General features: G+C 71.0%; 32 protein-coding genes and 1 pseudogene. 18 read left to right on the plus strand and 15 right to left on the minus strand.

Going from position 1 to position 26725, the window contains the following annotated elements; genetic code table 11:
• The gene (locus FG385_RS08355; RefSeq protein ID WP_139096046.1) at nt 1-1935 is read left to right on the plus strand and encodes a S9 family peptidase; all 1935 of its coding nucleotides are present in this window, start codon (nt 1-3) and stop codon (nt 1933-1935) included.
• Here the strand turns inward: FG385_RS08355 and FG385_RS08360 are convergent.
• From FG385_RS08360 to FG385_RS08370, 3 genes are all read right to left on the minus strand, one after another.
• On the minus strand, nt 1919-3091 hold the full coding sequence (locus tag FG385_RS08360) for an acyl-CoA dehydrogenase family protein (protein ID WP_139096047.1): 1173 nt from the start codon (nt 3089-3091) through the stop codon (nt 1919-1921). The genes FG385_RS08355 and FG385_RS08360 overlap by 17 nt on opposite strands.
• A 64-nt stretch (nt 3092-3155) precedes the next feature.
• The gene (locus FG385_RS33810; RefSeq protein WP_160148746.1) at nt 3156-3506 is read right to left on the minus strand and encodes a hypothetical protein; all 351 of its coding nucleotides are present in this window, start codon (nt 3504-3506) and stop codon (nt 3156-3158) included.
• A gap of 353 nt (nt 3507-3859) precedes the next feature.
• Nucleotides 3860-4939 (minus strand): transcription termination factor Rho, short form, encoded by a 1080-nt coding sequence (locus FG385_RS08370; RefSeq protein ID WP_139096048.1) that lies wholly within the window; start codon nt 4937-4939, stop codon nt 3860-3862.
• Nucleotides 4940-5199: 260 nt separating this feature from the next.
• Here FG385_RS08370 and FG385_RS08375 point away from each other — a divergent pair, with 260 nt between their 5' ends.
• From FG385_RS08375 to FG385_RS08400, 8 genes and pseudogenes are all read left to right on the plus strand, one after another.
• Entirely contained in the window at nt 5200-5430 is a 231-nt protein-coding gene (locus FG385_RS08375) for a hypothetical protein (protein ID WP_139096049.1), read from the plus strand.
• Nucleotides 5427-5753: pseudogene (locus FG385_RS35575) on the plus strand (alpha/beta hydrolase); the annotation flags it as partial. The gene FG385_RS08375 and the pseudogene FG385_RS35575, both read left to right, overlap by 4 nt.
• 116 nt (nt 5754-5869) lie before the next feature.
• Nucleotides 5870-6031 carry a hypothetical protein gene (locus FG385_RS34720; protein ID WP_235022448.1) on the plus strand — a complete coding sequence of 54 codons (162 nt, stop codon included), beginning with the start codon at nt 5870-5872 and terminating at the stop codon, nt 6029-6031.
• Between the two features lie 18 nt (nt 6032-6049).
• Complete coding sequence (locus FG385_RS34725) at nt 6050-6304, plus strand: hypothetical protein (RefSeq protein WP_235022449.1); 255 nt, start codon at nt 6050-6052, stop codon at nt 6302-6304.
• 51 nt (nt 6305-6355) lie between these two features.
• Complete coding sequence (locus FG385_RS08385; protein ID WP_139096050.1) at nt 6356-7363, plus strand: NAD(P)/FAD-dependent oxidoreductase; 1008 nt, start codon at nt 6356-6358, stop codon at nt 7361-7363.
• Nucleotides 7363-7962, plus strand: a complete 600-nt coding sequence (locus tag FG385_RS08390; RefSeq protein ID WP_139096051.1) for a class I SAM-dependent methyltransferase — start codon at nt 7363-7365, stop codon at nt 7960-7962. The genes FG385_RS08385 and FG385_RS08390 overlap by 1 nt, the downstream gene beginning before the upstream one ends.
• 16 nt (nt 7963-7978) lie before the next feature.
• A complete protein-coding gene (locus FG385_RS08395) occupies nt 7979-8443 on the plus strand; it encodes a DnaJ family domain-containing protein (RefSeq protein ID WP_139096052.1) in 465 nt (154 codons plus the stop codon).
• 54 nt (nt 8444-8497) lie between these two features.
• Complete coding sequence (locus FG385_RS08400) at nt 8498-9073, plus strand: cysteine hydrolase family protein (protein WP_139096053.1); 576 nt, start codon at nt 8498-8500, stop codon at nt 9071-9073.
• On the opposite strand, the gene FG385_RS08405 is transcribed toward FG385_RS08400, so the two are convergent.
• Nucleotides 9012-9902 carry a bifunctional helix-turn-helix transcriptional regulator/GNAT family N-acetyltransferase gene (locus tag FG385_RS08405; protein ID WP_139096054.1) on the minus strand — a complete coding sequence of 297 codons (891 nt, stop codon included), beginning with the start codon at nt 9900-9902 and terminating at the stop codon, nt 9012-9014. The genes FG385_RS08400 and FG385_RS08405 overlap by 62 nt on opposite strands.
• Before the next feature lie 169 nt (nt 9903-10071).
• Between FG385_RS08405 and FG385_RS08410 the strand changes: the two genes are divergently transcribed.
• From FG385_RS08410 to FG385_RS08420, 3 genes are read left to right on the plus strand one after another with little or no spacing between them, the layout of a single operon-like run.
• Entirely contained in the window at nt 10072-10830 is a 759-nt protein-coding gene (locus FG385_RS08410) for a 3-hydroxybutyrate dehydrogenase (protein ID WP_139096055.1), read from the plus strand.
• A gap of 30 nt (nt 10831-10860) precedes the next feature.
• Nucleotides 10861-12180 (plus strand): MFS transporter, encoded by a 1320-nt coding sequence (locus tag FG385_RS08415; protein ID WP_139096056.1) that lies wholly within the window; start codon nt 10861-10863, stop codon nt 12178-12180.
• A gap of 4 nt (nt 12181-12184) precedes the next feature.
• Entirely contained in the window at nt 12185-13978 is a 1794-nt protein-coding gene (locus FG385_RS08420) for a helix-turn-helix domain-containing protein (RefSeq protein ID WP_139096057.1), read from the plus strand.
• Here the strand turns inward: FG385_RS08420 and FG385_RS08425 are convergent.
• Nucleotides 13955-15160, minus strand: coding sequence for a tannase/feruloyl esterase family alpha/beta hydrolase (locus tag FG385_RS08425; RefSeq protein WP_200834372.1), 1206 nt, complete (start codon nt 15158-15160; stop codon nt 13955-13957). The two genes, FG385_RS08420 and FG385_RS08425, sit on opposite strands and share 24 nt — an antisense overlap.
• Before the next feature lie 181 nt (nt 15161-15341).
• On the opposite strand from FG385_RS08425, the gene FG385_RS08430 reads away from it, so the two are divergent.
• Nucleotides 15342-16283, plus strand: a complete 942-nt coding sequence (locus tag FG385_RS08430; protein ID WP_235022466.1) for an extracellular catalytic domain type 1 short-chain-length polyhydroxyalkanoate depolymerase — start codon at nt 15342-15344, stop codon at nt 16281-16283.
• Between the two features lie 151 nt (nt 16284-16434).
• On the opposite strand, the gene FG385_RS08435 is transcribed toward FG385_RS08430, so the two are convergent.
• Both FG385_RS08435 and FG385_RS08440 read right to left on the minus strand, forming a co-directional pair.
• Nucleotides 16435-16845 (minus strand): PPOX class F420-dependent oxidoreductase, encoded by a 411-nt coding sequence (locus tag FG385_RS08435; RefSeq protein WP_139096059.1) that lies wholly within the window; start codon nt 16843-16845, stop codon nt 16435-16437.
• Between the two features lie 33 nt (nt 16846-16878).
• Nucleotides 16879-17247: a YchJ family protein gene (locus tag FG385_RS08440; RefSeq protein WP_139096179.1), complete on the minus strand. Its 369-nt coding sequence runs from the start codon at nt 17245-17247 to the stop codon at nt 16879-16881.
• 67 nt (nt 17248-17314) lie between these two features.
• On the opposite strand from FG385_RS08440, the gene FG385_RS08445 reads away from it, so the two are divergent.
• Both FG385_RS08445 and FG385_RS08450 read left to right on the plus strand, forming a co-directional pair.
• On the plus strand, nt 17315-17824 hold the full coding sequence (locus FG385_RS08445) for a DinB family protein (protein ID WP_139096060.1): 510 nt from the start codon (nt 17315-17317) through the stop codon (nt 17822-17824).
• A 3-nt stretch (nt 17825-17827) separates the two neighbouring features.
• Nucleotides 17828-18559 carry an alpha/beta hydrolase gene (locus FG385_RS08450; RefSeq protein WP_235022450.1) on the plus strand — a complete coding sequence of 244 codons (732 nt, stop codon included), beginning with the start codon at nt 17828-17830 and terminating at the stop codon, nt 18557-18559.
• 260 nt (nt 18560-18819) lie between these two features.
• On the opposite strand, the gene FG385_RS33815 is transcribed toward FG385_RS08450, so the two are convergent.
• Together FG385_RS33815 and FG385_RS08455 are read right to left on the minus strand one after the other, a co-directional pair.
• Nucleotides 18820-18984 (minus strand): hypothetical protein, encoded by a 165-nt coding sequence (locus tag FG385_RS33815; protein ID WP_160148747.1) that lies wholly within the window; start codon nt 18982-18984, stop codon nt 18820-18822.
• A gap of 119 nt (nt 18985-19103) precedes the next feature.
• Nucleotides 19104-19604 carry an NUDIX hydrolase gene (locus FG385_RS08455; protein ID WP_139096061.1) on the minus strand — a complete coding sequence of 167 codons (501 nt, stop codon included), beginning with the start codon at nt 19602-19604 and terminating at the stop codon, nt 19104-19106.
• Nucleotides 19605-19651: 47 nt separating this feature from the next.
• Between FG385_RS08455 and FG385_RS08460 the strand changes: the two genes are divergently transcribed.
• Nucleotides 19652-20140, plus strand: coding sequence for a MarR family winged helix-turn-helix transcriptional regulator (locus FG385_RS08460; protein ID WP_139096062.1), 489 nt, complete (start codon nt 19652-19654; stop codon nt 20138-20140).
• Between the two features lie 198 nt (nt 20141-20338).
• Here the strand turns inward: FG385_RS08460 and FG385_RS08465 are convergent, their stop codons facing one another.
• Nucleotides 20339-20983 carry a CoA transferase subunit B gene (locus tag FG385_RS08465; protein WP_139096063.1) on the minus strand — a complete coding sequence of 215 codons (645 nt, stop codon included), beginning with the start codon at nt 20981-20983 and terminating at the stop codon, nt 20339-20341.
• Nucleotides 20980-21699: a CoA transferase subunit A gene (locus tag FG385_RS08470; RefSeq protein ID WP_407645472.1), complete on the minus strand. Its 720-nt coding sequence runs from the start codon at nt 21697-21699 to the stop codon at nt 20980-20982. The genes FG385_RS08465 and FG385_RS08470 overlap by 4 nt, the downstream gene beginning before the upstream one ends.
• A 105-nt stretch (nt 21700-21804) precedes the next feature.
• Here FG385_RS08470 and FG385_RS08475 point away from each other — a divergent pair, with 105 nt between their 5' ends.
• Nucleotides 21805-22554, plus strand: coding sequence for an IclR family transcriptional regulator (locus FG385_RS08475; RefSeq protein WP_200834363.1), 750 nt, complete (start codon nt 21805-21807; stop codon nt 22552-22554).
• Here the strand turns inward: FG385_RS08475 and FG385_RS08480 are convergent.
• From FG385_RS08480 to FG385_RS08495, 4 genes are read right to left on the minus strand one after another with little or no spacing between them, the layout of a single operon-like run.
• Nucleotides 22551-23372: an EamA family transporter gene (locus tag FG385_RS08480; RefSeq protein ID WP_139096064.1), complete on the minus strand. Its 822-nt coding sequence runs from the start codon at nt 23370-23372 to the stop codon at nt 22551-22553. The genes FG385_RS08475 and FG385_RS08480 overlap by 4 nt on opposite strands.
• A gap of 1 nt (nt 23373) precedes the next feature.
• Nucleotides 23374-23889: a MarR family transcriptional regulator gene (locus tag FG385_RS08485; protein ID WP_139096065.1), complete on the minus strand. Its 516-nt coding sequence runs from the start codon at nt 23887-23889 to the stop codon at nt 23374-23376.
• A 15-nt stretch (nt 23890-23904) separates the two neighbouring features.
• Entirely contained in the window at nt 23905-24675 is a 771-nt protein-coding gene (locus FG385_RS08490) for an ABC transporter permease (protein WP_139096066.1), read from the minus strand.
• Nucleotides 24672-25604: an ABC transporter ATP-binding protein gene (locus FG385_RS08495; protein ID WP_139096067.1), complete on the minus strand. Its 933-nt coding sequence runs from the start codon at nt 25602-25604 to the stop codon at nt 24672-24674. Before FG385_RS08495 ends, FG385_RS08490 begins: the two co-directional genes overlap by 4 nt.
• 95 nt (nt 25605-25699) lie before the next feature.
• On the opposite strand from FG385_RS08495, the gene FG385_RS08500 reads away from it, so the two are divergent.
• Entirely contained in the window at nt 25700-26722 is a 1023-nt protein-coding gene (locus FG385_RS08500; protein ID WP_139096068.1) for an NADPH:quinone reductase, read from the plus strand.
• The last annotated feature ends 3 nt before the right edge of the window (nt 26723-26725 follow it).

The following is a 26725-nucleotide window of genomic DNA, read 5'->3' on the forward strand; positions in this document are numbered from 1 at the left end:
GTGCAGATCTCCGCATTCGGGTCCTGGACCACTCCGGTCACCGCTGACCTCGTCGTCGACGCGGCCGTGCGCATCTCCGACGTCCAGGTCGACCGGGAAACCGTCATCTGGTCCGAGCGCCGCCCCGGCGAGGGCGGCCGCAACCGGATCGTCCGCCGCGAGGCGGACGGTACGACGACCGAACTCCTGCCGGACGGCTTCGACGCCCGCACCGCCGTGCACGAGTACGGCGGCGGCGACTGGTGGGCCCGCGATGGCGTCGTCTGGTTCGCGAACTGGCGCGATCAGCGGCTCTACCGTGTGGCTTCCGGCGTGCCCGAACCGCTCACGCCCGAGCCCGCGGCGCCTCGGGCCGACCGGTTCGCCGACGGAGACGTCAGCCCGGACGGCGCCTTCCTCGTCGCCGTGCGGGAGCGCCACGGCGATGGTGTCCGCAACGAGATCGTGCGCCTGCCCGCGGATCGGCCCGGCGAGCCCCAAGTGCTCGTCACCGGTCCCGATTTCGTCGCCGGCCCGAGGTTCTCACCGGACGGGCGGTCGCTCGCGTGGATCTCGTGGAACCACCCGTCGATGCCGTGGGACGACACCGTGCTCACCGTGCGGAACCTCGACACGGGCGAGGAGACGGTAGTCGCGGGCGGGGCGGGGGAGTCGGTCTCGGAACCGCGCTGGCAGGCCGATGGCAGCCTTTTCTTCCTGTCCGACCGCACCGGCTGGTGGAACCTCTACCGCTGGTCGCCCGCCGGGGTCGAACCGGTGATCGTGCTGGACGCCGAGATCGGGGTGCCGGGCTGGCGGCTGGGCGGCCGGCGCTACGCGACCCTGCCCGACGGGCGGATCGTGTTCGCGCGATGGTCGCAGGGGTACGACGGGCTCGCGGTCGCGGAGGACGGCAAGGTGACCGACCTGGCGGTGCCGTTCTCCGCGATCGACGCGGTATGCGAGGCCGGGCCGGACGGATTCGTCGTGGTCGCGGGCTCACCCACCGAGGAACCGGCCGTGCACCTGGTCTCCGCTTCCGGCGCCGTGCGCACGCTTTGCCGGCCGCGCGAACTGAACCTGGACCCGGCCTGGATTTCCGTGCCGGAAGCGATCTCGTTCCCCTCGGCCGGCCGGACCGCGCACGCCCTGTTCTACCCGCCCGCGAACCCGGAGTTCACCGCTCCGGAGGGCACGCGCCCGCCGCTGATCGTGATGATCCACGGCGGGCCCACGTCGAACGCGGTGCCGGTGCTGTCGCTCGCCGTGCAGTTCTGGACCAGCCGAGGGTTCGCTGTCGTCGACGTGAACTACGGCGGCTCCACCGGATTCGGCCGCGCGTACCGCGAGCAGTTGCTGGGCGCCTGGGGCGTGGTCGATGTCGACGACTGCGTCTCGGTGGCGCGGTGGCTCGCCGGACAGGGCCGGGTGGACGGCGAGAAGCTGTTGATCCGCGGCGGTTCCGCCGGCGGCTACACGACGCTCGCCGCGCTCGCGCGGGAGGACACGCCGTTCGCGGGCGGCACGGACCTGTTCGGGGTGGCCGACCTGGAGGTGCTGGCCGGTGACACGCACAAGTTCGAAAGCCGCTATCTGGACCGGCTGGTCGGCCCGTACCCCGAAGAGCGGGCGACGTATGTGGAGCGCTCACCGATCCACCGCGCGGACCGGTTCACACGGCCGCTGCTGGTGCTGCAGGGCGCGGACGATCCGGTGGTGCCGCCCAACCAGTCGGAGCTGATCGTCGAAGCCCTGCGCGCACGGGAACTCCCGGTGGCGTACCTGCTGTTCGCCGGTGAGCAACACGGGTTCCGGCGCGCGGAGAACATCCGCCGCGCGCTGGAGGCGGAGCTGAGCTTCTACAGCCAGATCCTCGGTTTCCCGGCTCCCGGCGGGGTGGAACCGGTGCAGGTGGAGAACCTTCAGCCGTCCAACGCGGCTACTCCTGCAGATTGAGGAAGACCCAGCGAGCACCCGGCGCGAGCCCGGCGAGCCACTTGCCGCAGTTCTGCAGCGCGAACGGCCCGGACGTGACGTGCTGGGTGCCGGCGTTGAGGTCCCGGAAGAACCGCTGCAGATCGCCGCGGCGCAACGCCGCCGTGCCGCCCCATTTGTACGCCGTCTCGCCGACGGACTGGACCGACCAGGTGGTGTGGTTGAGCGCGAGGCGGCTGAGCGTTTCCTCCTCCGTCGACAGGAGCCCTCCGCGGTCGAGGGTTTCCTGGTTGCCCGCCCACACTTCCATCGACCACGCGGCCGCGGCGCGCAGCTTCGGCTCGGCGTGGGCGTACTCGGCGTAGAACTGCCCGGTGTCCACTGTGGCGCCCGGTGTGCCGGTCTTCTTGGATACCAGTACCTTCAGCTCGTCGAGCAGCCGCCGCCCGACGCCGAGCGCCCAGCCCGTATGGCACATGCCGGCCATGTTCGCCAGGCCGAGCCGGTAGATCGCCCCGCCGTGTTTGGCCTCCATTGTGGACACTTCGTACACGTGGGTGGACGGGACGAACACGTCGTCGCACCGGTAGTCGATGCTGCCGGTGGCCCGCAGACCCAGCACGTCCCAGTTGCCCTGCAGCGTCGCCTGTTCCTTGGGCAGCGTGAACACCAGTGCCTGCCCGGTCTCCTCGCAGAACGCGGCGGTGTGGATATGGCTGGCCATCGAGATCCCGGAGGCGAAGCCCCACTGCCCGCTGATCCGGTAGCCGCCCTCGGCCGGCACCGCCGTGCCCATGCGCGTGCCCTGGCCGGCGATCAGCGGGTACCGCCCGCCCGGGACGTCGGGGTACAGCTCCGCCACTCCCTCGGGTCCCAGGTAGGCGGCCGTGGTGCCGCTGACCAGTTGCACCGCCATGACCGACCAGCCCGCCGGCGCGTCCGCGTAGCTGATCTTCGCGATCGTCTCGACGATCTGGCGCGGTGAGAACTCGTACCCGCCCAGCTCGTGCGGGAGGCCGACCTTGAACACGCCGCTTCCGGACAGGGCATCGACGACGGCGTCGGTGAGCCGGCCCAGTTCCTCGCCCTTTTCGGCGTCCTCACGCAGCACCGGGGTGATCTCGTCCAGCCGGGCGAGGACGCTGTCGAACTCGTCGCTGATGTGCAGTTCGCTCACGACGTCTCCTCGAGGATCCAGTCGATGACGGGTTTCACGGTCTCGTCCGAGTTGGTTTCGAAGGTCAGCCCGTGGCCGTTGCCGGTGACGCCGTAGTCGGCAGATGCAGCTGGCGCGCCCGCGCGCCCGCGGCGTTCAGGAACTCGACGACCTGCGGGGCGAATCCGGCGAACCGGGGCAGCCGGCCGCGGTCTGGGGCATGCCGATCAGCCTCAACCGGAACCTGGAGTCGCTCGGCGGGTACGGGCGGGCCGCGGTGCGGAACGTGATGGACCTCGTGGTGACCATGTTGCGGACCGACCTCGGGCACCGGCTGCCCGGGCGCCGCGAGGTGCTGCTCGGGGAGATTCAGGCCTATATCGAGGAAAACCTCGGCGATCCCGCGCTGGGCCCGGTGCGGATCGCGGCCGCGCACTACATCTCGCCGCGGCAGCTGCACCTGCTGTTCGAACGGCTCGCTGCGAGTCCCGGTCGAGGGGGAACCAGTTGTAGGCGGCGATCGCGTGTTCCGGCCCGACGATTTCCCGTGTGGCGCCGACATACTCGGCCGCCGCGGGCTCGGCGAGCAGTGTCCCGTCGGCGTGCTTTCCGCCCACGGCAAGGGATTTCGGCCCGCGGACACCGGCGTAGAGAGCAGTCCTCGACCACCCACACCTCATCGAGCCCGGCCCGCTCGGCACGGCGGGCGAGATCGACCAGGCGGGCGGCGGGTACGTCGTGGGAGATGCGGATACCGAGCCGGGGCATGCCCCAACCTTGGCACGGCGCTCATTTCGTGGCTAGCTGGCCGAGGAACTCGGCGTTGGTCTGGGTGCGGCGAAGGCCGTCGAGCAGGACGTCGATCGCCTGCGGGCCTTCCCGGTTGTCGAGGGCGCGGCGCAGGCCCCGCGTCGCCGCCAGCTCGGCCGGGCTCAGCAGCAGCTCCTCCTTGCGGGTGCCCGATTTCCGGATGTCGACGGCCGGATACGTCCGCCGGGCCGCGATCGCCCGATCGAGACGCAGTTCGGCGTTGCTGGTTCCCTTGTATTCCTCGAAGATCACCGTGTCACCGACCGAGCCGGTCTCGACCAGTGCCGTCGCGAAGATCGTGAGCGAGCCGCCGTCCTCGATGTTGCGGGCGGCGCCGAGGAATCGTTTGGGCGGGATCAGCGCGGTCGAATCGACGCCGCCGGACAGGATCCGGCCGGTCGCGGGCGCGGCGAGGTTGTACGCGCGGCCCAGCCGCGTCAGCGAATCGAGCAGCACCACCACGTCCCGCCCCATTTCGACAAGCCGCTTGGCGCGTTCGATGGCCAGTTCGGCGAGCGCGATGTGCTCGCGGGGCGGGCGGTCGAAGGTGGCCGCGACGACCTCGCCGGGCACCGCGCGCGCCAGGTCGGTCACCTCCTCGGGACGCTCGCCGACCAGGACGAGCATCAGGTGGCATTCGGCGTGGTTCTTGCTGATCCCGTGCGCGATCGCCTGCAGCACGGAGGTTTTGCCGGCCTTAGGCGGCGCGACGACCAGCGCGCGCTGCCCCTTGCCGACCGGCATGACGAGATCCGTCACCCGGGCCGTCAGCTGGTGTGGCTCTGTTTCCAGGCGCAACCTTTCGTTGGGGTACAAGGGAATGAGGTCGGCGAACGCGGGCCTCGGGTAGTTCGGGCGCTGCCCGTTCACGGCGGCGACCTCGTGGCCGCGCATCGTGACGGTGTCCCCGCGGCGCAGATCGAGCGCGCGCACTTGCTTCCAGGGAACCGGAACGTCGCCCGGCCCGGGCACGTAGCCCTCGGCGCGGATCCGGGCGCTGGTGCCCGTGACGTCGAGGATTCCAGTGATGTCCACAGAGGACTGATCGGAGTTGGTCATATGCGTTTGTCTTTCTGGGAAAATGAGTGAAGAGCCGCGAACGGCACGAGGAATTACGAAGAATTCCGGGAAGGTCCTCGTGGGGGAGAGTCCCGCGACCACGAGAAGCAGACGCCGTGAACGGTACCCGGCGCCGCAGCCTCGCGCAAGCACCGGCCGCCACCCGGCGGGTGACTCCCGCCGCCTGGCGCGCCGCGATCGGGCGAGAATAGCGGCTATTCGGCCACGCCGCGGTGGCCCCGGACGAGGGGAGAGGCCCGATGACGAGCACCGTTCCCAGCGACGAGCAGCTGGGCTCGCCGCCCCCGTTCGATCCCGAACTGGCGGCCGCGCTGACCGTACTGCGGCAGCGGATCCCGGCGAGCTTCACCGCGGACATGATCGGCGAGCGCCGGGCGGGTGCCGCCGAAATGCGGGTCGATCCGGCAGAGCTGCGGATAGGCGGGCGGTTCGAGATCGAGGAGCAGGCCGTCCCGGCGCGCCGGACGTGACGCTGCTGATCTGCCGCCCCACCGCCGCGGTGCTCCCGACCGGGCTGGTGTACTTCATCCACGGCGCCGGCATGATCCTCGGCGATCATCTGGGCCCCGGGATCACCGAGGCGGTCGAATGGGCCGCGGAGCTCGAGCTCGCCGTGGTGTCGGTGGACTACCGGCTCGCACCGGAAAACCCCCATCCCGCACCGGTCGAGGACTGTTACGCGGGTCTGGTGTGGACGGTCGAGCACGCGGACGAACTCGGTGCCGACGTGGACAGGGTGGTGGTCGCCGGAAGCAGGGCTGGTGGCGGGCTGGCCGCCGCGGCCGCGCGCGGGGTGCTGGACCGGACGCGTGGCCTGGCCGGGCACGATCCGGCGACGCGGACGAGCCGACCGAGTCCCGGCTGCACGCGGCGCGGCGGATGGGCTTGCCGGGTAACGGTTTGCGGGCCGTGGCGCGGCAAGACGGGGGAGCCATGGTGCGGCGGTACGCCGAGGCGCTGCCGTCGAGGGGGCGGCTCGGCGTGGGCCCGGCGGTGGAGGTCCTCGGCCTGCCGGAGTCGTGGGCGGCGGCGAAGACCGCGTTGCGGTTCGCGGCCGAGGGCACCGAATAGGATCCGGGGCCGCGTGTCGTGCACGCCGACGAGCTGGGCGGGCTGGCCATGCTGGCCGCGGCGGTCGGGCCGGACACCGAACCGGTGCCCGACGTGCGGGCGCTGGAACGGGCGGCCACTGCCGGGCCGTGGGTGCTCACGACGCTCGTCACCGTCGCGGGCGCGGCGAGCCTGCGGGCGGCGGCCACTGCAGGTGGCGCTCGCGCTGCGGCGGCTGCACCGGCACCTGTGAGTCTTTGCGAAAACAGCAAACTTGTTTGTCAGATTCATTGAGCGTGCGGATAGTCGGCCGCAGAGCAGGCGGACTGACGGGAGGCACGCAAGGTGAAGGCGAAATACGACGTGGTCGTCGTGGGCGGGGGCGCGGCCGGGCTCTCGGGAGCGCTGGCCCTTTCGCGGGCGCGGAGATCGGTTCTGGTGATCGACGCGGGCTCGCCGCGCAACGCACCGGCCGAGGGAGTGCACAACTACCTCGGCCGCGAAGGCACCCCGCCGCTCGAACTGGTCGCGGCCGGGCGCGCGGAGGTCGCCGGCTACGGCGGCGAGTTCGCGGACGGCACGGTGACCTCGGCGAAACCCCTCGACAGCGGCGGTTTCCTGGTGACCCTCGCCGACGGGCGGGAGGTGCGGGCGCGGCGGTTGCTGGTCACCACCGGTCTCGTCGACGAGCTACCCGACCTGCCCGGCGTTGCCGAGCGCTGGGGGCGGGAGGTGCTGCACTGCCCGTACTGCCACGGCTGGGAGGTGCGTGACCGGCCCGTCGGGATCCTCGGTACGGGACCGATGGCGGCGCATGCGGCGCTGCTGTGGCGGCAGTGGACCGAGGACGTGATCCTGTTCCGCCACACCGCTCCCGAGCCGAGCGAGGAGGAGCGGGCACAGTTCGCAGCACGCGGGATCCGGATCGTCGAAGGCGAGGTCGCCGGGCTGGACGTGACCGGCGACCGGCTGACCGGCGTGCTGCTGGCCTCGGGCGAGGTCGTGCCCCGCGCGGCGGTCGTCGTCGAGCCGAAGTTCACCGCGCGGGCCGACGTGCTGGTGTCCCTGGGCCTGGAGACCACGGAACTGGAGATGGGCGGGCAAGTCCTGGGCCGCTATGTCGCGGCCGACCCGGCCGGCGCGACCGCGGTGCCCGGGGTGTGGGTGGCCGGGAACGTCGCGAACCTGATGGCGCAGGTGATCGTCGCGGCCGGCAGCGGGATGACCGCCGGCGCGGCGATCAACGCGGACCTGCTCGGCGAGGACGCCCGCGAGACCGGGTTCACCGCGCCCGCCGAGCGCGCGGTGGCCGAACGGGTTCTCGGTGACCGCAGGCACGGGGTGGAGGCGTGATGTACGACGAGAAGTCCTGGGAAGAGCGGTACCGCAGCACGGAGTTGTGGAGCGGGCAGCCGAACGCGCAGCTTGTCGCGGAGGTCGCGGATCTGCCGCCCGGCACCGCGCTCGACGCGGGCTGCGGTGAAGGCGGTGACGCGCTGTGGCTCGCGGCGCGCGGCTGGACGGTGACGGGTGCGGACTTCGCGACCATCGCGCTGAAGCGGGCGGCAGAGCATGCCGAAGCCGCCGGGGTCCAGGTCGAATGGGTGCACGCGGATCTCACCTCGTGGACGCCGCCGAAGCGGTTCAACCTGGTGACCGGGCATTTCCTGCAGTTGCCGCCCGAAGACAGGGCGGCCGCGTTCGCCCGGCTCGCGGACGCCGTCGCGCCTGGCGGGACACTGCTGATCGTCGGCCACGCCGGGCCCGCCATGCGCCATCACGAGCACCATCCGCCGGAAATGTTCTTCACCGCCAAGGTGATCGGGGCGTCACTCGGCGAGGGATGGGCCATCGAGGTGGCCGAGGAACGCCCGCGGATCGTGCACGGTCAGCCGGGTGAGGACACCGTGCTCCGGGCCGTCAGGCGCGGGCGGCCGTCGCCGGAGACGTAGCAGGCATAATTGAACAATGACCGAACGGAAGCCGGCCGGGGTCAGCTTCGAGTCGTGGGTCGACAAGCAGATCCGTGAGGCGCAGGAGCGAGGCGAGTTCGACAACCTGCCGGGAGCAGGAAAACCCTTGCCAGGGCTGCACAAGCCGTACGACGAGCTGTGGTGGGTCCGGCAGAAGATGGCCACGGAAGGGCTCTCGGCGGACGCGATGTTGCCGGAGTCGATAAGGCTGCGCAAGGAGATCGGCGAGCTGCCGGACAAGGTTCGCGCGCTGCCTGCCGAACGCCTGGTGCGTGAGGCGGTCAGCGAACTGAACCGGCGGATCGCCGAGTGGCTCCGCGCCCCGTCGGGTCCGCATGTCCCGGTGGCGCCGGTCGACGCCGACGAGGTGGTGGCGCGGTGGCGGGAATCGCGGCGGAGGCCGCCGGCTCCCGAACCGGCGCCGGAACCGGCGAAGCGGCGTCGCTGGTGGCGTCGCTGACCGGCGGGCTCGAGGTGTGTTGACGGTCGGCCGCCGGGTGGAGAAGCTCGCACGATGAGAAACGCGTTGATCGTCGGCGAGCTTCAGGCCGGGATCCTGGAGAACTACCCGTTCGCGCGGACGCTGGTGCCGCCGCTGACCGGCCTGCTGCCCCGGGCCCGCGCGGCCGGGGTGCTCGTGGTGTTCGTGCACACCGCGCTGCGGTCCAACGGGGCGGACCTGACCCCCGTCTCCCAGCCCGCGTTCGACCAGCCCGGCGGCATCTTCCACGAGGGCTCGCCAGGCACGGAGATCGCGCTGGAGGTCGCCGAAGGGGACGTCGTCGTGCTCAAACGGCGCACGAGCGCGTTCGCGGGCACGGATCTCGACCTGGTGCTCCGCGCCAACGGGGTGGGCTCGCTCGCGCTCACCGGCCTCGCGACGAGCGCCATGGTCGCGGCCACACTGTACGACGCGTCGGACCGGGGCTACGAGCTGACCGTGCTCCGCGACGGGTGCGCCGACCCGGATCCCAAGGTGCACGGACTCCTCGTCGAGACCGTCTTTCCCAGCAGGGGAGCGGAAATCCTCACGTGCGCGGAGTGGCCAGCTCCTTCTCGAACCAGTGGTGGGCGTACGGCTCCCCGTTGAACGGCTCGACCTCGCGGTAGCCCGCCGCCCGGTACAGCCCGATCGCCTCGTTCAGCACGCGATTGGTCTCCAGCCGTGCCCTGCGGGCGCCGCCCGCGACGGCGTGGCGCTCCAGTTCCGTGAGCAGCCGCCGCCCCAGCCCGAGGCCGCGGACCGTGCCGGCGACCCACATCCGCTTGAGATACGCGGAATCGTTGTCCTGGAACAAGAATCCGCCACAGCCGACGGGTTCGCCGTGCAGGGTGGCGACCAGGAAAGCGCCCGCGGGCGGGGTCATCACGGCCTCGTCGGGGGTCAGTGACCGCCCGTGCTCGAACCCGTTTTCGAAGCGTTCGCCGATCTCGTCGAAGTACGCCCGCAGGCACGTCCGCGCCGCCGGGCTCCGCGGATCGGTCACCGCGACCTCGACCGTCGACGCGACCAGCAGCCGCTCGACCTCCGCCATCGCGGTGACCAGCCGGGCGCGCTGCGCTTCGCTGAGCGGGGCGAGGATCGACGTGGCCAGTTCGTCGGAGCGGCTGTTGAGGTTGTCCCGCTCGGCGAGACCGTCGCCGGTCAGCCGCGCGGTGCGGACGCGGCCGTCGCCGCCGCTGCGCTCGACCACGACGAGCCCGTCGCTTTCCAGCGCGCGCAACAGGCGGCTGAGATACCCCGAGTCGACGTCCAGCCTTGCCCGCAGCGCCCGCACGTCGCATCCGTCCGGGCCGATCTCCCACAGCACACGCGCCTGCCCGAGCGGCCGGCGCTGGGACAGGTACGCGTCGTTGAGCGCCCCGATGCGCTGGGTGACGGTCCGGTTGAACCGGCGGACCTGCTCGATCCTCGTCATTCCCTGACTTTAGTCAGAGAATTGGTCCCAAATCCAGTCACGCCCCGTCGTGGGCGGGTTCGCTGCCGCTCGCCAGCGACGAGGTGGACCCGGAGGCCATATCCTGCGGTCAGGCTGTGGTGGCCGGCCACATGGTCCCAGCGCGAACCGCCGCTTACCGTCGGTCGCTATGAGTTCCTCCGAAAGCCGGCTCGACGGGCGGATCGCCCTGGTCACCGGCGCCGGCGGCGGGATCGGCCGTGCGTGCGTGCGCGCGCTCGCCGCCACCGGCGCGAAGGTGCACGCCGTGGACATCGACGGCGCGGCCGTGGAAAGCGTCGCCGCCGAGTACGGCGGCTGGGCGCATACGACCGACCTCGCCGACCCGGACGCGGTGGACGCGCTGCCCGCCGAGATCGACATCCTCGTGAACAACGCGGGCTTCCAGCATGTCGCGCCGCTGCCCGAGTTCCCGCCCGAGGTCTTCACTCGCGTGCAGCAGGTCATGGTTACCGCACCGTTCCTGCTCATCCGCAAGGTCCTGCCGCATATGTACGAGCGCGGCCACGGGCGGATCGTCAACGTCTCCAGCGTGCACGGCCTGCGCGCGAGCCCGTTCAAATCCGCTTACGTGGCGGCGAAGCACGCGCTCGAAGGACTGTCCAAAGTGGCCGCGCTGGAGGGCGCCGCGCACGGGGTGACCAGCAACTGCGTCAATCCCGGCTACGTCGACACCCCGCTGGTCCGCGACCAGATCCGTGACCAGGCCGCCGTGCACGGGCTGCCCGAGTCCGAAGTGGTCGGTCAGGTGCTGCTGCAGCGCGCGGCGATCAAGCGCCTGATCGGCCCGGACGAGGTCGCCGATGTCGTCCGGTGGCTCGCCGGGGACCACGCGCGCCATGTCACCGGCGTGTCCCTGCCCCTCGACGGCGGCTGGACCGCCGCCTGAAAACCCCTGCGACACAAAGGAGTGTTGATCTTGTCCAGTCCCCACGCGCGGCGGCCGATCGCGAAGGTCGTCGCCGCGAGCCTCATCGGCACCACCATCGAGTGGTATGACTTCTTCCTCTACGGGTCCGCCGCAGCACTCGTGTTCAACAAACTGTTCTTCCCCGGCGAGGACCCGCTGACCGGAACCCTGCTTTCCTTTGCTACGTATGCGATCGGCTTCCTCGCCCGGCCCCTGGGCGGGCTGGTGTTCGGGCACTTCGGCGACAAGGTCGGCCGCAAGAAGCTGCTCGTGCTCAGCCTGCTGCTGATGGGCGGCTCGACCGTGGCGATGGGTTTCCTGCCGACCTACGCCACGGTCGGCGCGGCGGCACCGGTGCTGCTCACCCTGCTGCGGCTGATCCAGGGCTTCGCGCTCGGCGGCGAATGGGGCGGCGCGGTGCTCATCGTGTCCGAGCACGGCGACGACCGGCGGCGCGGGTTCTGGGCTTCCTGGCCCCAGTGCGGCGCGCCGGGCGGGAACCTGCTGGCCACCGCGGTGCTCGCGATCCTGGCGGCCGTGCAGTCCGACGCCGCCTTCGCGTCGTGGGGCTGGCGCATCCCGTTCCTGCTGTCGGGGGTGCTGGTGATCATCGGGCTGTGGATCCGGCTGACGGTCACCGAGTCGCCGGTCTTCCTCGCCGCGCAGAAGAAGGCGGAGAACCGCGAGCACGTCCCGGTGCTCGAGGTGTTCCGCGACAACTGGCGGCAGGTGCTGGTCACGATCGGCGCCCGGATGGCGGAGAACGTGTCCTACTACGTCGTCACCGCGTTCATCCTGGTCTACGTGACCACGGGGCTCGGGCTGAGCAAGTCCACCGGGCTCAACGCGGTGCTCATCGCCTCGGCCGTGCATTTCGTGACGATCCCGATGTGGGGCGCCCTGTCCGACCGGATCGGCCGCAAACCGGTGTACTTGCTCGGCGCGGTCGGCATGGCGGGCTGGGCCTTCGGGTTCTTCGCCCTGCTGAACACGCGGTCGCCCGCCCTGATCGTGCTTTCGGTGACGATCGGTCTGGTCCTGCACGGGGCGATGTACGCCCCGCAGGCCGCCTTCTTCGCCGAGCAGTTCAGGACACGTGTCCGCTATACCGGACTCTCCGTGGGAGGACAGCTGTCCTCCATAGCGGCCGGCGCGATCGCGCCCATCGTCGCGGTGGCGCTGTTCAAGGGCACCGGCGGCACGGTGGCGGTCTCGCTGTACGTGGTCGCGATGTGCGTGCTGACGGTGATCGCGGTGGTCAGTGCCAGGGAGACCACCCGGACGTCACTCCACGACGACGCGGCCGCCGAGGCACTGGTGCGAAACTAGGCGCGTGGATGACGCACTGCGGCTGCTCGACCTGCTGGCCGGCGGTGCCAGCGGCGAGCAGCTTGCCGAGGCCGGGGCCGCGAACCCCGACCTCGGCAAGGCCACCGAACTGGCGCTGCGGATCTCCGCGACGCTGAGCGCGCACCGCCGCCGGGAGGCCGAGCTGACCGCGCTGTTCGACACGGCCAGCGACCTCGCGCGGCTGCACGATCCGGACGCGGTGCTGCGCTCGATCGTGCGCCGCGCCCGGACCCTGCTCGGCGCGGACGTGTCGTACCTGAGCATGAACGACGAGGCCGCCGGGCGGACCTACATGCGGGTTACCGACGGCTGCGTTTCGCAGCTGTTCAAGGAAGTCGTGCTCGGGATGGGCGAGGGGATCGGCGGTCTGGTCGCGCAGACCGCCCGTCCCTACGCGAGCCCGGACTACTTCCGCGACCACCGCTTCCGCCATACGAAACCGATCGACGACGCGGTGCGCGACGAAGGGCTGGCCGCGATCCTCGGCGTGCCCCTGTCGCTGGGCGGCGGCGAGGTCATCGGCGTGCTGTACGCCTCGGACCGGACCGCGCGCGAGTTCACCCCCGACGAGGTCGCGCTCCTGTCCTCTCTGGCGGACCACGCGGCCATCGCACTGGACAACGCTCGCCTGCTCGACGAGATCAGCTCACACAGCGCCGCCATGCACCGCGCGGAAGAGGCGCACGACCTGCTGATGGACCTGGTGCTGCGCGGTGGTGACGCCCCGGATGTCGCCGCGGCGGTGGCGGATGTCCTGCACGGCGCGATCGGCCTGTTCGACACGGACTCCGTCGAACTCGCCCGCGCGGGCGCTCCGGTTCCCGCGCCACCGGCCGACGCGGTCTCGGCTTCGCGCTCGACCGGACGGTCCGTGGCCCGCGAAGGCATGTGGGTGTGCGCGGTTCAGGCGGGCCCGGAACCACTCGGCAGCATCGTGCTCGCGGGACGGCCCGAGTTGCACGACGCGGACCGGCGCCTGTTCGAACGGGCCGCGGTCGTCACGGCGCTCCTGCTGATGCTGCGGCGTTCGGTCGCGAAGGCCGAGGACGAGGTGCGCGGCGAGCTGCTGACGGATCTGCTGACCGCACCCGAGCGGAACCCCGGCGCGTTGCTGGTGCGCGCTTCGAGGCTGGGCGTCGATCTCAACGAGCCGCACGTCGTGCTGGTCGCACATACGGAAACGGTGTCGCGCGGCCGGCTCGCGATGGCCGCCTCCCGGCACGCCGCACTCGCCGGGAGCCACGCCGACGAGGTCGTGCTGCTCGCGCCTTCGGACGACCCGGCGGCGCTGGCCGCACGGCTCGCGGCCGAGCTGCGGTCCGTTGTGGACGGTCCGGTGACGGTGGGCGGTGCCGGTCCGGCCCGCGGGCCGCAGGCGATCGCGGATGCCCACGGGGAAGCGGTGCGCTGCCTGCGTGCCCTGCTCGCGCTCGGCCGTGTCGGCGAGGGCGCTTCCGCCGACGGGCTCGGGTTCCTCGGCGTGCTCCTCGGCGACCGCGCGGACCTCGACGGTTTCGTGCGGCGCGCGCTCGGCCCGGTCCTGGACTACGACGCGCGGCGCGGGACGGAACTGGTGCGCACGCTCGACGCGTACTTCGCCGCCGGCGCGCAGCTCAACAAGGCCAAGGAAGCGCTGCATGTCCACGTGAACACCGTCGTGCAACGGCTCGAGAGAGTGGCGTCGCTGCTCGGGGAGGACTGGCAGTCTCCTCCCCGAGCCTTGGAGATCCAGCTGGCACTGCGGGTGCACCGGCTAGAGGGCGCAGGTGGCCGCTAGGTCGACACCCGCCGGCCGCGGGATCGTCGCCGACTGCGGTGGCTGGTTGCCGTCGAGCCATCCGGCCAGCGCGTCGAACGCCGTCCGGAAACACGGCGCGATCGGCCGCAACCGGTCGGGATACGTGTCATACAGGGAATCGATGTGGTTGCCGTCCACGATGCGGTAGTAGCGATGCAGCGGCCCCCGGCCGGCTGCGCTGATCATCCCGTCGTACACGTCCGAGTCGCGGCTGATCGGCAGGAGTGAGTCGAGCGTGCCCTGCAAGGTGATCAGCGGTTTGCCGATCCGCCCGGTGAGCGCGATCCGCTGCACCGCGCGGTGCACGGACGCGGGCCGGGAGGCGTAGTCGTAGTCGGCGGGCGCGCCGTCGTAGCCGGGGTCGAGTTCGGCGCTGTAGATGCGCTGCGTCAGCTCCCAGTAGACCTGCCGGTGGTACGGCCACAGGAAGGCGGACTCGGGCGCGAACCCGGCCTCCACGGCGGAGCCGCGCAGCGCGGGTGGCAGGAAGGCCAGCAGGTTGTCCCGCTGTGTCCACAATGTACCTTCCCAGTCCACCCCGCCGTCGTAGAGCCAGGGGCGGTTCTCCAGTTGCCAGCGCACGAGGTAGCCGCCGTTCGACAGCCCCGCCGCCAGGGTGCGCGAGGGCGGGCGCCCGTAGTAGCGCGCGGCCGTGGCCTTCGCGGCGATCGTCAGCTGGGTCAGGCGGAAGTTCCACTCGGCGATCGCGTCGCCCGGTCGCACGCCGTCGGCGTAGAACTCCGTGCCGGTGTTCCCCTTGTCCGTCGCGGCGAACGCGTAGCCCTGCGCGAGCACCTGATCGCCGATCGCGCGGTCGTTCGCGTACTGCCTCCGGTTGCCCGGCGAGCCGCTGACCACCAGCCCGCCGTTCCAGTCCCGCGGGAGCCGCAGCACGAACTGGGCGTCGTGGTTCCAGCCGTGGTTGGTGTTCGTGGTGGAGGTGTCGGGGAAGTACCCGTCGATCTGGACCCCGGGCACCGGCCCCGGCACGGGCAGCCCGGCGGAGGTGAGCCCCGCCCAGTCCGCCGGCACCGTGTGCCCGCCCGCGGTGGTCAGATCGGCCACGCACGCCGATTCGGTGTACGCGGCCCCGGGGACCCGCACGTCACAACCCGGTGCCGCCGCCGTGACGGGCACCGCCATCGTCAGCACAGCGGCCATTACCAGTGCGAACACGGCCAACCTCCTTGTCGCCCCAAGGAAAGTTAGGCGACCGCCGCCGGGGCGGCCATAGGTCTGGTCCACACAAAGCCGGACCGGGATGTGGCGGCTCGCACCGTCGAACCGCCGTGAGAACCGGTTCTACCCTCGGTACACACACGATCACAAGGAGGTGATCGGCTTGCGCCGGTTCCTGTTCCTGCTCCTGACGTGCGTTGCGGTGCTCGCGGCGGGTGTCGCGCCCGCTTCGGCCGCGACGATCGGCCAGGTCACCGGATTCGGCTCGAATCCCGGTGCCCTGCAGATGTTCGAGTACAAGCCGGACGGGCTCGCCGCCGGGCGCCCGGTCGTGGTCGCGCTGCATGGTTGTACCCAGAACGCGACCGGGTACGGCCAGGGCTCCGGCTGGGTGGAACTCGCCCAGCGCGCGGGGTTCACGCTCGTCCTGCCGCAACAGCAGCAGGCGAACAACATCAGCGGATGCTTCAACTGGTTCCAGGCGGGTGATATCACGCGGGGTCAGGGCGAAGTGGAGTCGATCGCGCAGATGACCCGGTGGGCCATCGCCGATTCCGGCGCCGACCCGGCGCGGGTGTACGTCACCGGGCTGTCGGCCGGCGGCGGGATGACCGCGGCCATGCTCGCCACCTACCCGGATCTGTTCGCCGGTGGCGGTGTCGTCGCCGGGCTGCCTTACGGGTGCGCGACGAGCGTTGCCGACGCGTACAGCTGCATGTATCCGGGGAAGGATCTGACGCCCGCGCAGTGGGCGGCCAAGGTTCCCTCGTACTCGGGTCCGTGGCCGACGGTGAGCATCTGGCAGGGGAGCGCGGACTACACGGTCGCGCCGGCGAACGAGCGTGAGCTGATGGAGCAGTGGACCGCGGTGCACGGCATCTCGACCACCCCGTCGGCGACGGACACCGTCGCGGGGTATCCGCACGCCCAGTACCGCGACGCCTCGGGCCGGACGGTGGTCGAGACCTACACGATCACCGGTATGGGCCACGGGCAGCCGATCGACCCGGGCACCGGCCCCGGCCAATGCGGACAGGCAGGCGCCTACCTCCTCGACGTCAACCTGTGCGCCGCGGCCCAGATGACCAGCGCCTGGGCCCTCTGACCACCACCCGCCTCGCGCTCCTCACCCGGCCCACCTCGCCCACCCCGAAACCGAACTCACCCTCCGCGGGTGCCCAACTCGCGGCCCGAACGTCGAACTCCCCCGTGAGTTCGGCGTTCAGGACGGTGAGTTCGGCGTTCGGGGCGGTGGGTTAGACGTTTCGGTTGTTGGGCACCTGCTCGAGGGGCGGGTGGTCCGGGTCCTCGATGCCGAAGCTGATGATCCGCTCCGGGTGGATGCGGATCACGGCGTCGTCGAGATGACCGTCGGGAACCGCGGTACCGGTGAGCGCCTCGGCGGTGCCACGGATCTCCAGGCAGCGCACCCGCATCGGCTCGAGTGACGGGCGGTCGTCGATCACGAACGCGACCTTGCTGTTCGCCGCGATATTGCGGAACTTGCGGCTGCGGCTCATGTTGTACCCGCGGATGTCGATGGCCTTCTCATCCGGGTTGTAGGTGAACCCGACCGGGCTCACCTGCAAGGTCCCGTTCGGCTGCTGGGTCGCGAGACGCCCGAGGCCCTGGGCGGTCAGGTAGTCGATCTCGGCTTCGGTGAACATGTGGCCAGGATGAAACCTCAAGTTAGGTAGAAGTCAAGTCCCGCGGACATACCGCCACTGCCCGTCCTCACGACAGAACACGCTGTTCTCGTGCATGGAGCCCGGCTTGCCGTCCTGACGGTAGTGGGCACGGAACTCGACCGTGCCCTCCTGGTGGAACGGGCCGCCGCCGGTGGTGGCGAGGGCGTCGAGTCTCCTCCACTGGACGGCCTCGTCCAGCTCCAGGACAGCCGGGCGCGTGCTGGAATGCCAGGTTTCGAGCAGGTACGCGCGGTCTCCCACCGCGAACGCGCTGAACCGGGACCGCATCAGTTGCTCCGCGGTCGCGGCCGTGCGCTCGGCACGGTGCAGCGGACCGCAACAGTTCCCGTACTTCTCGCCCGATCCACATGGGCAGCGCATCTCGTCGGCCACGTGGCGGATTCTATTGTGGTGCGCCTCGGCCGGCCTTCGCGTTACGGTGCCGGGCATGGCGCCTCCCCGTGTCCGGCCCGGATACACCGCCGGCGAGCGAGACCAGCTACTCGGCTGGCTCGACCTGCAGCGTTCGATCGTGCGCTGGAAATGCGAAGGCCTCGCGGAGGATGACACGCATCGGGCCGTGCTGCCCTCGTCGCCGAACCTGTCGATGGCCGGCCTGGTCTCACATCTGCGCTGGACCGAGCACCTGTGGTTCGAAGTGCTCTTCCTGGGCCGCCGCGCCGAGGGCCCGCAGTTCGAAGAGTCCGACGACGCGGACATGCGTGTCGAGGGCGTTCCGCTGGCGCGACTGCTGGCCGAGTACGATCGGCAGTGCGCCGTCTCGGACGAGATCATCGCCGCGCATTCGCTCGACGAGACCGGCAAGCACCCCGACTTTCCCAGCGCGGCGGCGAGCCTGCGCTGGATGCTGCTCCACATGATCGAGGAGACCGCCCGGCACGCGGGCCACGCGGACGCGATACGCGAACTGCTAGACGGCCGGACAGGGTATTACTGACATGTGACGGATCGATCGATTCTGAGCCGCCCCGGCCCGGAGCCGGACCAGATGCCGCGGTACGGGCCGCATCCTGACCAGGTCGCCGACCGGTGGCTGGCCCCGGAAACCGGGCGGCCACTCGTCTTCCTGATTCACGGCGGCTTCTGGCGGCCCAGATACGACCGCACCCACACGCGCCTGATGGCCGCCGCGCTGCGCGAGCGGGGCTGGCCGGTCGTGTCGGCGGAGTATCGGCGCGAGCCGGGCAACCCGGACGTGTCCACCAGCGACATCCGCCAAGCACTGGACGCCCTGCGCGGCGAGGAGCCCGGGATCGTCCTCGCCGGGCACTCGGCGGGCGGGCACCTCGCCCTTTTGGCCGCTTCGACGTGCCCACCGCCGGACCTGCTCGGCACCGTCGCGCTGGCGCCCGTCGCCGATCTCGTGGCGGCGGCCGAAGCGAACCTCGGCAATGGCGCGGTCGCGGAGTTCCTCGGCGGCGCGCCCCGCGCAGACCTTGACCCGGTCCGCCTGCCGGACCCGGTGGGCGCCACCATCCTCGTGCACGGCACCGAGGACACCAGTGTCCCGCCGGCGCAGAGCCGGTCCTATGTGGACGCTCACCCCGCCGCGGACCTCGCGCTGCTGCCGGATATGGCGCATTTCGAGCTCATCGACCCAGACAGCGCCGCGTGGCCGGACGTGCTCGCGGCGCTCACCCGTGCCGGAACGCCGGCGCCGCGCCCGGACTGAGCAACCCGACCGCGACCGGTGGCGCGAGCCGAGCTGCCAGGGTTGCCGCGTGTCGACGAGCCGGAAGAACCGGACCGACCACACCACGAGCAGGGTCGAGCCCGGCAGGTGCACCGTCTTGGCGCCCGACGTGACCCGACCACACCGCCGAGCGACGGTGCCCACCAGCCAGGTGACGCTGCCGACGATCACCGCAACCGGCATCGTCGCCTTACCGATCTTGAGCACCGAAGTGCCCTACGACAGCAGGTATGCCACGATCAGCCCGGCCGGCACGCCGATCTGGGAGAACGAACCGTACCGCCGCCCGCCGAGATCCCCTGCGACAGCCGCACCGCGACGCCGGCGAACGTGAGCAGCGGGCCGACCCCGGCCGTCGCGATTCCCATCAGGACCGGCGGCAGCACCAGCATCGCCGTCGCCACAGGAGTACGTCAAGCGGTCGTACCTCGATCGTCGTGCCGGTCGCGCTCGCCACCGCCACGCGCCGCGACTGGCCGGGCGCCCAACCGCCGAAGGCGCGGATCATCCACTGTGGACGGAGTCAGTGGTGCCATGGCAACGTGACCGGGGAGGCCGGAACGCGCCCGTCCGCCAGCTGGCGGACGAGTTCCGCCAGGCCGAACGGGTAAACCGTCTCCGCCGTGCCCGCCAGTTCGGCGACCGGCCACCAGCGATGGCCGACCACATGCGTGCGTTCGACCTCCTGGAACCCGCTGGTGTCGACCTCGTGCCGCTGGACGCGGTGGAAGAAGAAGTCGTCGCGGAAGACGCCGCGTGCCCACGGGAATTCCGCGTACCCGGACGTTTCCGCTACGCGCCGCCCGAGTTGATCGGGGGCGAGTGCCAGGCCGGTCTCCTCCCGCAGTTCGCGCGCCGCGGCTTCCGCCAGGGTTTCGCCCCGGTGCACGCCTCCGCCCGGGGTGAGCCAGCAGTACCCCTTGGCGAGGTCGTGGACGTCCTGGTGGCTGCGGAACAGCAAGAGCCGGTCCGCTTCGTCGAGCAGGAGCACGCGCGCGGAGCGCCGCCGGTAGCGTTCGATCATCCGCCGAGTCAATCACGGTGCTTCGAATCCGCAGTTACGATGGCGGGATGACCGGTCTCGGCGCGGATCAGCTTGCCGCCTACTTCACAGTGACGGAGGTCAGCAGCCTGTTGCAGCAGGCCGTCGCCGAGCAGTTGCGCGACGCGGGCGACCTCAGCCCGATCCAGTTCGAGATCCTCGCCGGCCTGTCCGCGGCGTCGGACGGTGCGCGGCGGATGACCGATATCGCCGACCGGATCGTCTACAGCCGCAGCGGGTTCACCTACCAGGCGGGCCAGCTTGAACAGCGCGGCCTCATCGTCAGGGCGCCCGCGAAGGACGACGAGCGCAGCACGGTGGTGAGCCTGACCGCGGCGGGCCGGGCGGTACTGGACAAGGTCATGGCCGGTCATCAGGAGCTGGTCCGGCGCCTGATGTTCGAGTCGATGACGGATGCCGATCTGGCGGCCCTGCTCCGCGTGCTCGGGCCGGTGCGCGACAGGCTCCGCCAGGAGCCTCCACGGTCGGCGAAGCCGCGCCGCTCCCACCGGAAATGAGACCGGGCCCCGACGGCAGGGGAGACGGCGGGGCCCGGGCCCGGACAGGAAGAGTGGAAGGTCACCCGTCCCGGGCAGCGAAGACACTACTAGTAGAGACTTTAATCGCCACCCCCACCTTCGGGTGATCGATGTGGAGCGAAGATCACCCAATCTCACGTTGCGTAACTGATCGTGACATCTCCGCTGGTGGCGGGCTCAGCCGGCGACCGGCACCGCGATCTCCGCTCCCGTCTTTTCCCGGATTTCCGCGACCGTGACTCCTGGTGCCGCCTCGACGAGCCGCAGCCCGTCCGGGGTCACGTCGAGCACCGCGAGATCCGTGATGATCCGGTCGACCACGCGCGTCCCGGTGAGCGGCAGCGTGCACTCTTCGACGATCTTGGGGCGGCCGTCCTTCGCGACGTGGTCGGTGAGCACCACGATCCGTTTCGTGCCCGCGACCAGATCCATCGCGCCGCCCATGCCCTTCACCAGAGCGCCCGGCACGGTCCAGTTCGCGAGGTCGCCGTTCGCCGCGACCTGCAGCGCACCGAGGATCGCGATATCGACATGCCCGCCGCGGATCATCGCGAACGACGTGGCCGAATCGAAGAAGCTCGCGCCCAGCACCACGGTGACCGTCTGCTTGCCGGCGTTGATGAGGTCCGCGTCTTCCTCGCCTTCGAACGGGAACGGGCCGGTGCCGAGGATCCCGTTCTCGCTCTGCAAGGTCACTTCGACGCCCTCGGGGAGGTGGTTCGCGACCAGCGTCGGGATCCCGATACCGAGGTTGACGTAGTCGCCGTCGGACAGTTCCAGCGCGGCCCGTGCCGCCATCTCGTCCCGCGTCCAGCCCGTCATCGCGCACGCACCGTCAGCTTCTCGATGTCCTTGGCGCGCTCGCGCGCCACGACGAGCCGGTCGACGAACACGCCCGGCGTGATGACCAGGTCGGGGTCCACGAAATCCTCCCGCAGTATCTCGGTTTCTGCGACGCTCACCCGGCCGCAGGTGGCGGCGAGCGGGTTGAAGTTGCGCGACGTGCGGCGGTAGACGAGGTTCCCGGCGCGGTCCGCGGTGTAGGCGTGCACCAGCGCCAGGTCGGCCACGATCCCGCGTTCGCGCACGTAGGTCCGCCCCTCGAACTCCGCGTGCGGCTTGCCTTCCGCGACGGGTGTGCCGACTCCGGTCGCGGTGTAGAACGCGGGGATCCCGGCGCCCCCGGCGCGCATCCGCTCGGCGAGCGTGCCCTGTGGTGCGAACTCGACTTCCAGCTCACCGTCGAGGTACTGCTGGGCGAACAGCTTGTTCTCCCCGACGTACGACGCGATCACCTTCCGCACCTGCCGGTTCTCCAGCAGCAGCCCGAGCCCCTTGCCGTCGACGCCCATGTTGTTCGACACGATGGTCAGCCCGCGTACGCCGGAGTCGCGGACGGCCTCGATCAGGTCGTGCGGATTGCCGCTCAGCCCGAAACCGCCGACGGCGATCGTGATCCCGTCCGCGAGCACATCGGCGAGCGCGTCCGCGGCGGACGCGTACAGCTGGGGCACGGAAACCTCCCTGCGTTCGGTCATTGAACACCCGGAAGTTCAACGCAGCGGCCGCATTCCGTCAAAACTTCTCTCGTCAGGCGAACGTTCTCGGTCGAGGCGTTCACTGAGTGAACGTATAGTCAGGACATGGCGGAGCATCTGATCGGGCGGGTCGGTGCTGTGCTGCGGGCGTTGTCCGCGGTCGACGAGCAGGGCGCGTCGACCTCCGACCTCTCGCGCGCGACCGGGCTCGCGCGCCCCACCGTGCACCGGCTGCTCACCGGGCTCGCGGATGAGGGTTACGTCGACCGCGACCGGCGGACCGGTCGCTGGTACCTCGGCCCGGAGCTGTACCTGCTCGGCGAGGTGGCGGCTCGCCGCTATGACATCACGCAGCACGCCAGGACGAGCGTGCACCGGCTGGCGGTGGCGACCGGTGAAAGCGCTTTCTTCTCCGCGCGCCGGGGTGAGGAGACGGTGTGCCTGGTGCGGGAGGACGGCGATTTCCCGATCCGTTCCTTCGTGCTGTACGAGGGCGCGCGCTTCCCGCTGGGCGTCGTGTCGGCCGGGATCGTGGTGCTGGCGATGCTGCCCGACCGGGAGGTGGACGAGTACCTCGGCCGGGTCGACCTCACCGCGCGTTGGGGCCGGTCTCATTCGCGCGCCGCGGTGCGCGAACGGATCGCGCAGACGCGCGAACTCGGGTACTCGGTGAACCCCGGGCTCGTGGTCGAGGGCAGCTGGGGGATGGCGGCCGCGGTCTTCGGCCGGTCCGGTGAACCGGACTGGGCGCTCACGCTGACCGGCGTCGAGTCCCGCTTCCGCGCCGACCGCCGCCCGGAGCTGGGCGCGTTGCTGCTGAAGGAAGCGCACGCGCTCACGAACCGGGTGGCCTAGCCGAGCGCGAGCAGGACGACGGCGGCCGCCGCGGCGAGCAGGCCGGTGACCTGGCGGCTGGACAGCCGTTCGCGCAAAACGGTGATGCCGAGCAGGACAGGGATCGCCGGATACAGCGAGGAGAGCACGACGGCGATCACGACCAGTTGCTGCCGCGTGGCCAGCAGGTAGCAGGCCAGGGCGAGCGCCGCCAGAGCACCGGCCGCCGCGGCGGCGGGGGCGAGCCGTGCGGGTAACCGTGGGTGCGTGGCGAGCACGAGCGGCAGGAGGATGAGGATCGCCGCGACCCGCCCGCTCACGACAGGCCACAACCCGGCGCCCGGCCTCGCCTGGGCGAGCGCGAGGTACTGCGTCGCGATGCCCGCGCCGGCGATGAGCGCGTCCACCGCGCCGTTGCTACCCCCGCCGCCGCGGGTTCTGCCGACGAGCCACAGCGCCGGCAGCGCGAGCACGACACCGGCCCAGGCGAGCACGGCCGGTCGCTCGCCCAGGAACGCGACGCCGACGACGACGGGAAGCGCGACGCCGCCCACGGCGCTCAGCGGCACGACGACGCTCATCGAACCGTTGGTCAAGCCACGGAACAGGAACAGCATGCCGATGCCGGTACCCACGCCGGACAGCGCGCCCCAGCCGAGGTCGGCGGCGGTGGTGGCGGGGGCGGCCACGAAGATCCCGAGCAGTGCCGCGAGGGCGAGCCCGCCCAGTTGCCCGGCGAGCGCGGTCGCCATGAAGGACGCGCGCCGGGACACCAGCCCGCCTGCGAAATCGGAGAGCCCGTAGAGGACTGCCGACGCGAGGGCGAGCAGGGCACCCATGTCAGGTCTGGCCCCGTTCCGCCTGCCCGACGGGGCAGGGCGCGCCGCGGACACAGCTCTCGCGGTCGCACAGGCGGCACAACTGGTGCGCGTTCCGGTTCCTGGCGTAGAGCCCGGTCAGCAGCTTGCCGAGCAGCCCCGCAAGCGCTTCCTGCTCGCCCGCGTCCAGCGTTTCGAGGACCTCGCCCAGCCCGGCGCCGCGCGTCGCCAGTAGCTTGCGGCTGGTGGCGCGCCCGCCCGGCGTCAGGTGCACGGCGACCTCCCGGCCCTGACCGGGGCGCCGCCGCACCAGGCCGGAGCCTTCGAGCGAGTCCACCATGCGCGCCGCGGCCGGCTGGGAAAGCCCGATGCGCCTGCCCAGTTCGGTCACGCTCACCCCGGGCGCCGTGGACAGGATCACCAGCGCGGCCGCGCCGCTCGCGCTCACTCCGACCCGTTGCCGCGTCCCCTCGAGCACGAGGTCGGCCACCGCGAGCGCGGTCGCGCCGAGGAGGTTGGCGGCCCGCTCATCATGCATAACTCATGCATGTTATCACTCCCACCGGAAGAACCGCACGGCGAGAAAACCGCACAGCACGGTGTAGCCGCCGAGCACGAGAAGTGGTTGCGGCGCAGGAAAAGTGCCGAACATGGCGTCCTTCAGTGCCGAGGCGGCGGCGCCCGTCGGGGTCCAGTCCCCGATGCGCTGCAGCACCGGGGCCATGACCTCGCGGGGAACGTAGAGACCCGAGAAGAACAGGACCGGATACAGGATTATCTGGCCCAGGATGGTCGCGGCGTTCGCGGTGCGGGCGACCGCCGAAATCCACAGCCCGATCGCGAACATCGCGGCCACGCCAAGCACGATCACGAGCGTGAACCCGCCCGCGGCCTGCGGGGCGTGGAGGGAGAACCCGAGTACGCCGACGACGACGAGGACCGCGAGAGCCACCACCGCCAGCACGAGGTTGACGACGACCTGCGCCGCGAGCATCCAGGCCGGGGGCACCGGGGTCGTCGACAACCTCCGCAGGATGCCCTGTTCCCGGTAGGTCGCCAGATGCGCGGGCAGGCTGATCAGCGCGAGCGCGGCGGCCACGAACGAGATCAGGACCGGGAAGTACACCGTGAACGGGGTCAGGTTGCCCAGGCGCGCCTCCGGTTTGTTCATCGCCGGGATCAACGCGAAGATGATCAGCAGCAGCACCGGCAGCGCGACGCCGAAGATCAGCCCGATCGGTTGCCGCCAGGCGACTTTCGCTTCGCACCGCAGCAGTTCGCCGAAGGCCGCGCGTGGGGTCCGGGCGGGAAGCAGCGCGCTCACCGGCGCCCCTTCCCGGCGGGTTCACGCAGGTGGCGGCCGGTGAACTCGACGAAGGCATCCTCGAGGTTCGCCGAATCCAGCCGCAGGTCCCGTGCTTGTATCCCGGCCGCGGCCAGTGCGAGGATGACCGCGTTCGCCAGCTCACCGCTTCCCGTCACGACGACGTGCTCGCCGTCGTGTTCGACGCTGTGCACGCCCGGCAACCCGGTCAGCAGGTGGTCGTCGAAACGCGTGGACGGCACGAACCGCACCTGCTTGTCCACGCCGGCCCGGTCCGCGAGCCCTTCGGGGGTGTCGATCGCCACGACCCGCCCGCGGTCGACGAGCGCGACCCGGTCGCACAGCCGCTCCGCCTCGTCCATGTAGTGGGTCACCAGCACGATCGTGACCCCGCGGTCGCGCACGCCGTCGATGAGATCCCAGGTGTCGCGGCGGGCCTGCGGATCGAGGCCGGTCGTCATCTCGTCGAGCACCGCCACGCGGGGATTGCCAACCAGGGCCAGTGCGACCGACAATCGCTGTTTCAGGCCACCGGAAAGGGATTTGTAGTAGACGTCTCGATGATCCGCGAGACCGAGCGTGCCCATCAGTTCGCCGAGATCGGCGGGCTCGCGGTAGAAGGACCGGAACAGCCGCAGGATCTCGCCGACCCGGAGCGGGCCCGGCAGCGTGCTCGCCTGCAACTGGACGCCCACGATCGCGTGCAGCTGTTCCCGGTCCGCGCGGGGATCCAGGCCCAGCACCCGGATCCGGCCCCGGTCCGGGATCCGCAGGCCGACGGCGCATTCCACCGTGGTGGTCTTGCCGGCCCCGTTCGGGCCCAGGATGCCGAAGATCTCGCCCTCGGTCACGGTGAACGAGACGTCGTCGACCGCGATCGTGGACCCATAGGTTTTGCGCAGGTGGGAAACCTCGATGGCAGCTGGCATGGCTGCCAGGGTTCTGCGCCCCGCGCGGACGCCGGTAGGGGAGAAGGTCACCGCGGCCGGGGAACAGATCGGCACGGAGACGGTTGGAGACGGATATGAAGACGATCAGCTACACGCGAACGGGTGGACCCGAGGTGCTCCAGCCGGCCGAGCGGCCGGTGCCGGAGCCCGGGGCCGGTGAAGTCCGGGTCCGGGTGATGGTGTCCGGGGTCAACCCGACCGACTGGAAGTCGCGGCAGGGGGCGACGACCGGCGGGCGGATGCCGTTCCCCGAGGTCGTGCCCAACCAGGACGGCGCCGGGATCGTCGACGCCGTGGGCGAGGACGTGACCGGGCTCGAGACCGGGCAGCGTGTCTGGCTGTGGGAGGCAGCGTGGCAGCGGCCCACCGGTACCGCGCAGGAGTACGTCACGTTGCCCGTGCGCAACGTTGTCCCGCTGCCCGATGACGCGTCGTTCGACCTCGGCGCGACGCTGGGCGTGCCGGCACTCACGGCGCACCGCGCGCTCACCGTCGCCGAGGGCGGGCCTTCGCGCCTCGCGCCGGGGATGCTCGACGGCCGGACCGTGCTGGTGGCCGGGGGAGCGGGCGCGGTCGGCCATGCCGCGATCGAACTGGCCCGCTGGGCCGGTGCCGAGGTGGTCACCACGGTCAGCAGCGACGAGAAGGCCGCGCTCGCGCGGGCGGCGGGCGCGCATCACATCGTCAACTACCGCACGGAAAACGCCGCCGAAGCGATCCGCAAGATCTTCCCCGACGGCGTCGACGTGATCGTGGAGGTCGCACCCGCCGCGAACGCCGGGCTGGACGAGGCCGTCCTCGCCCCGAGCGGCACGATCGCGGTCTACGCGAACAACGGCGGCGAGGAGCTGACGGTGACCATCCGCCCGCTGATGACCGCGAACGCCCGCTACCAGTTCCTGTTGCTGTACACGGTGCCTGAGGCCGCGAAGGCGCAGGCGATCGAGGACGTCAACGTCGCTGTCGCGGCCGGTGCGCTGCGCGTCGGCGAGGAAGCGGGCCTGCCGCTGCACCGTTTCCCGCTGGCGCGCACCGCCGACGCGCACGCCGCTGTCGAGTCCGGCGCGGTCGGCAAGGTGCTGATCGACGTCGGCTGAGAG

It is taken from the genome of Amycolatopsis alkalitolerans, assembly GCF_006152065.1.
Taxonomy (GTDB): domain Bacteria; phylum Actinomycetota; class Actinomycetes; order Mycobacteriales; family Pseudonocardiaceae; genus Amycolatopsis_E; species Amycolatopsis_E alkalitolerans.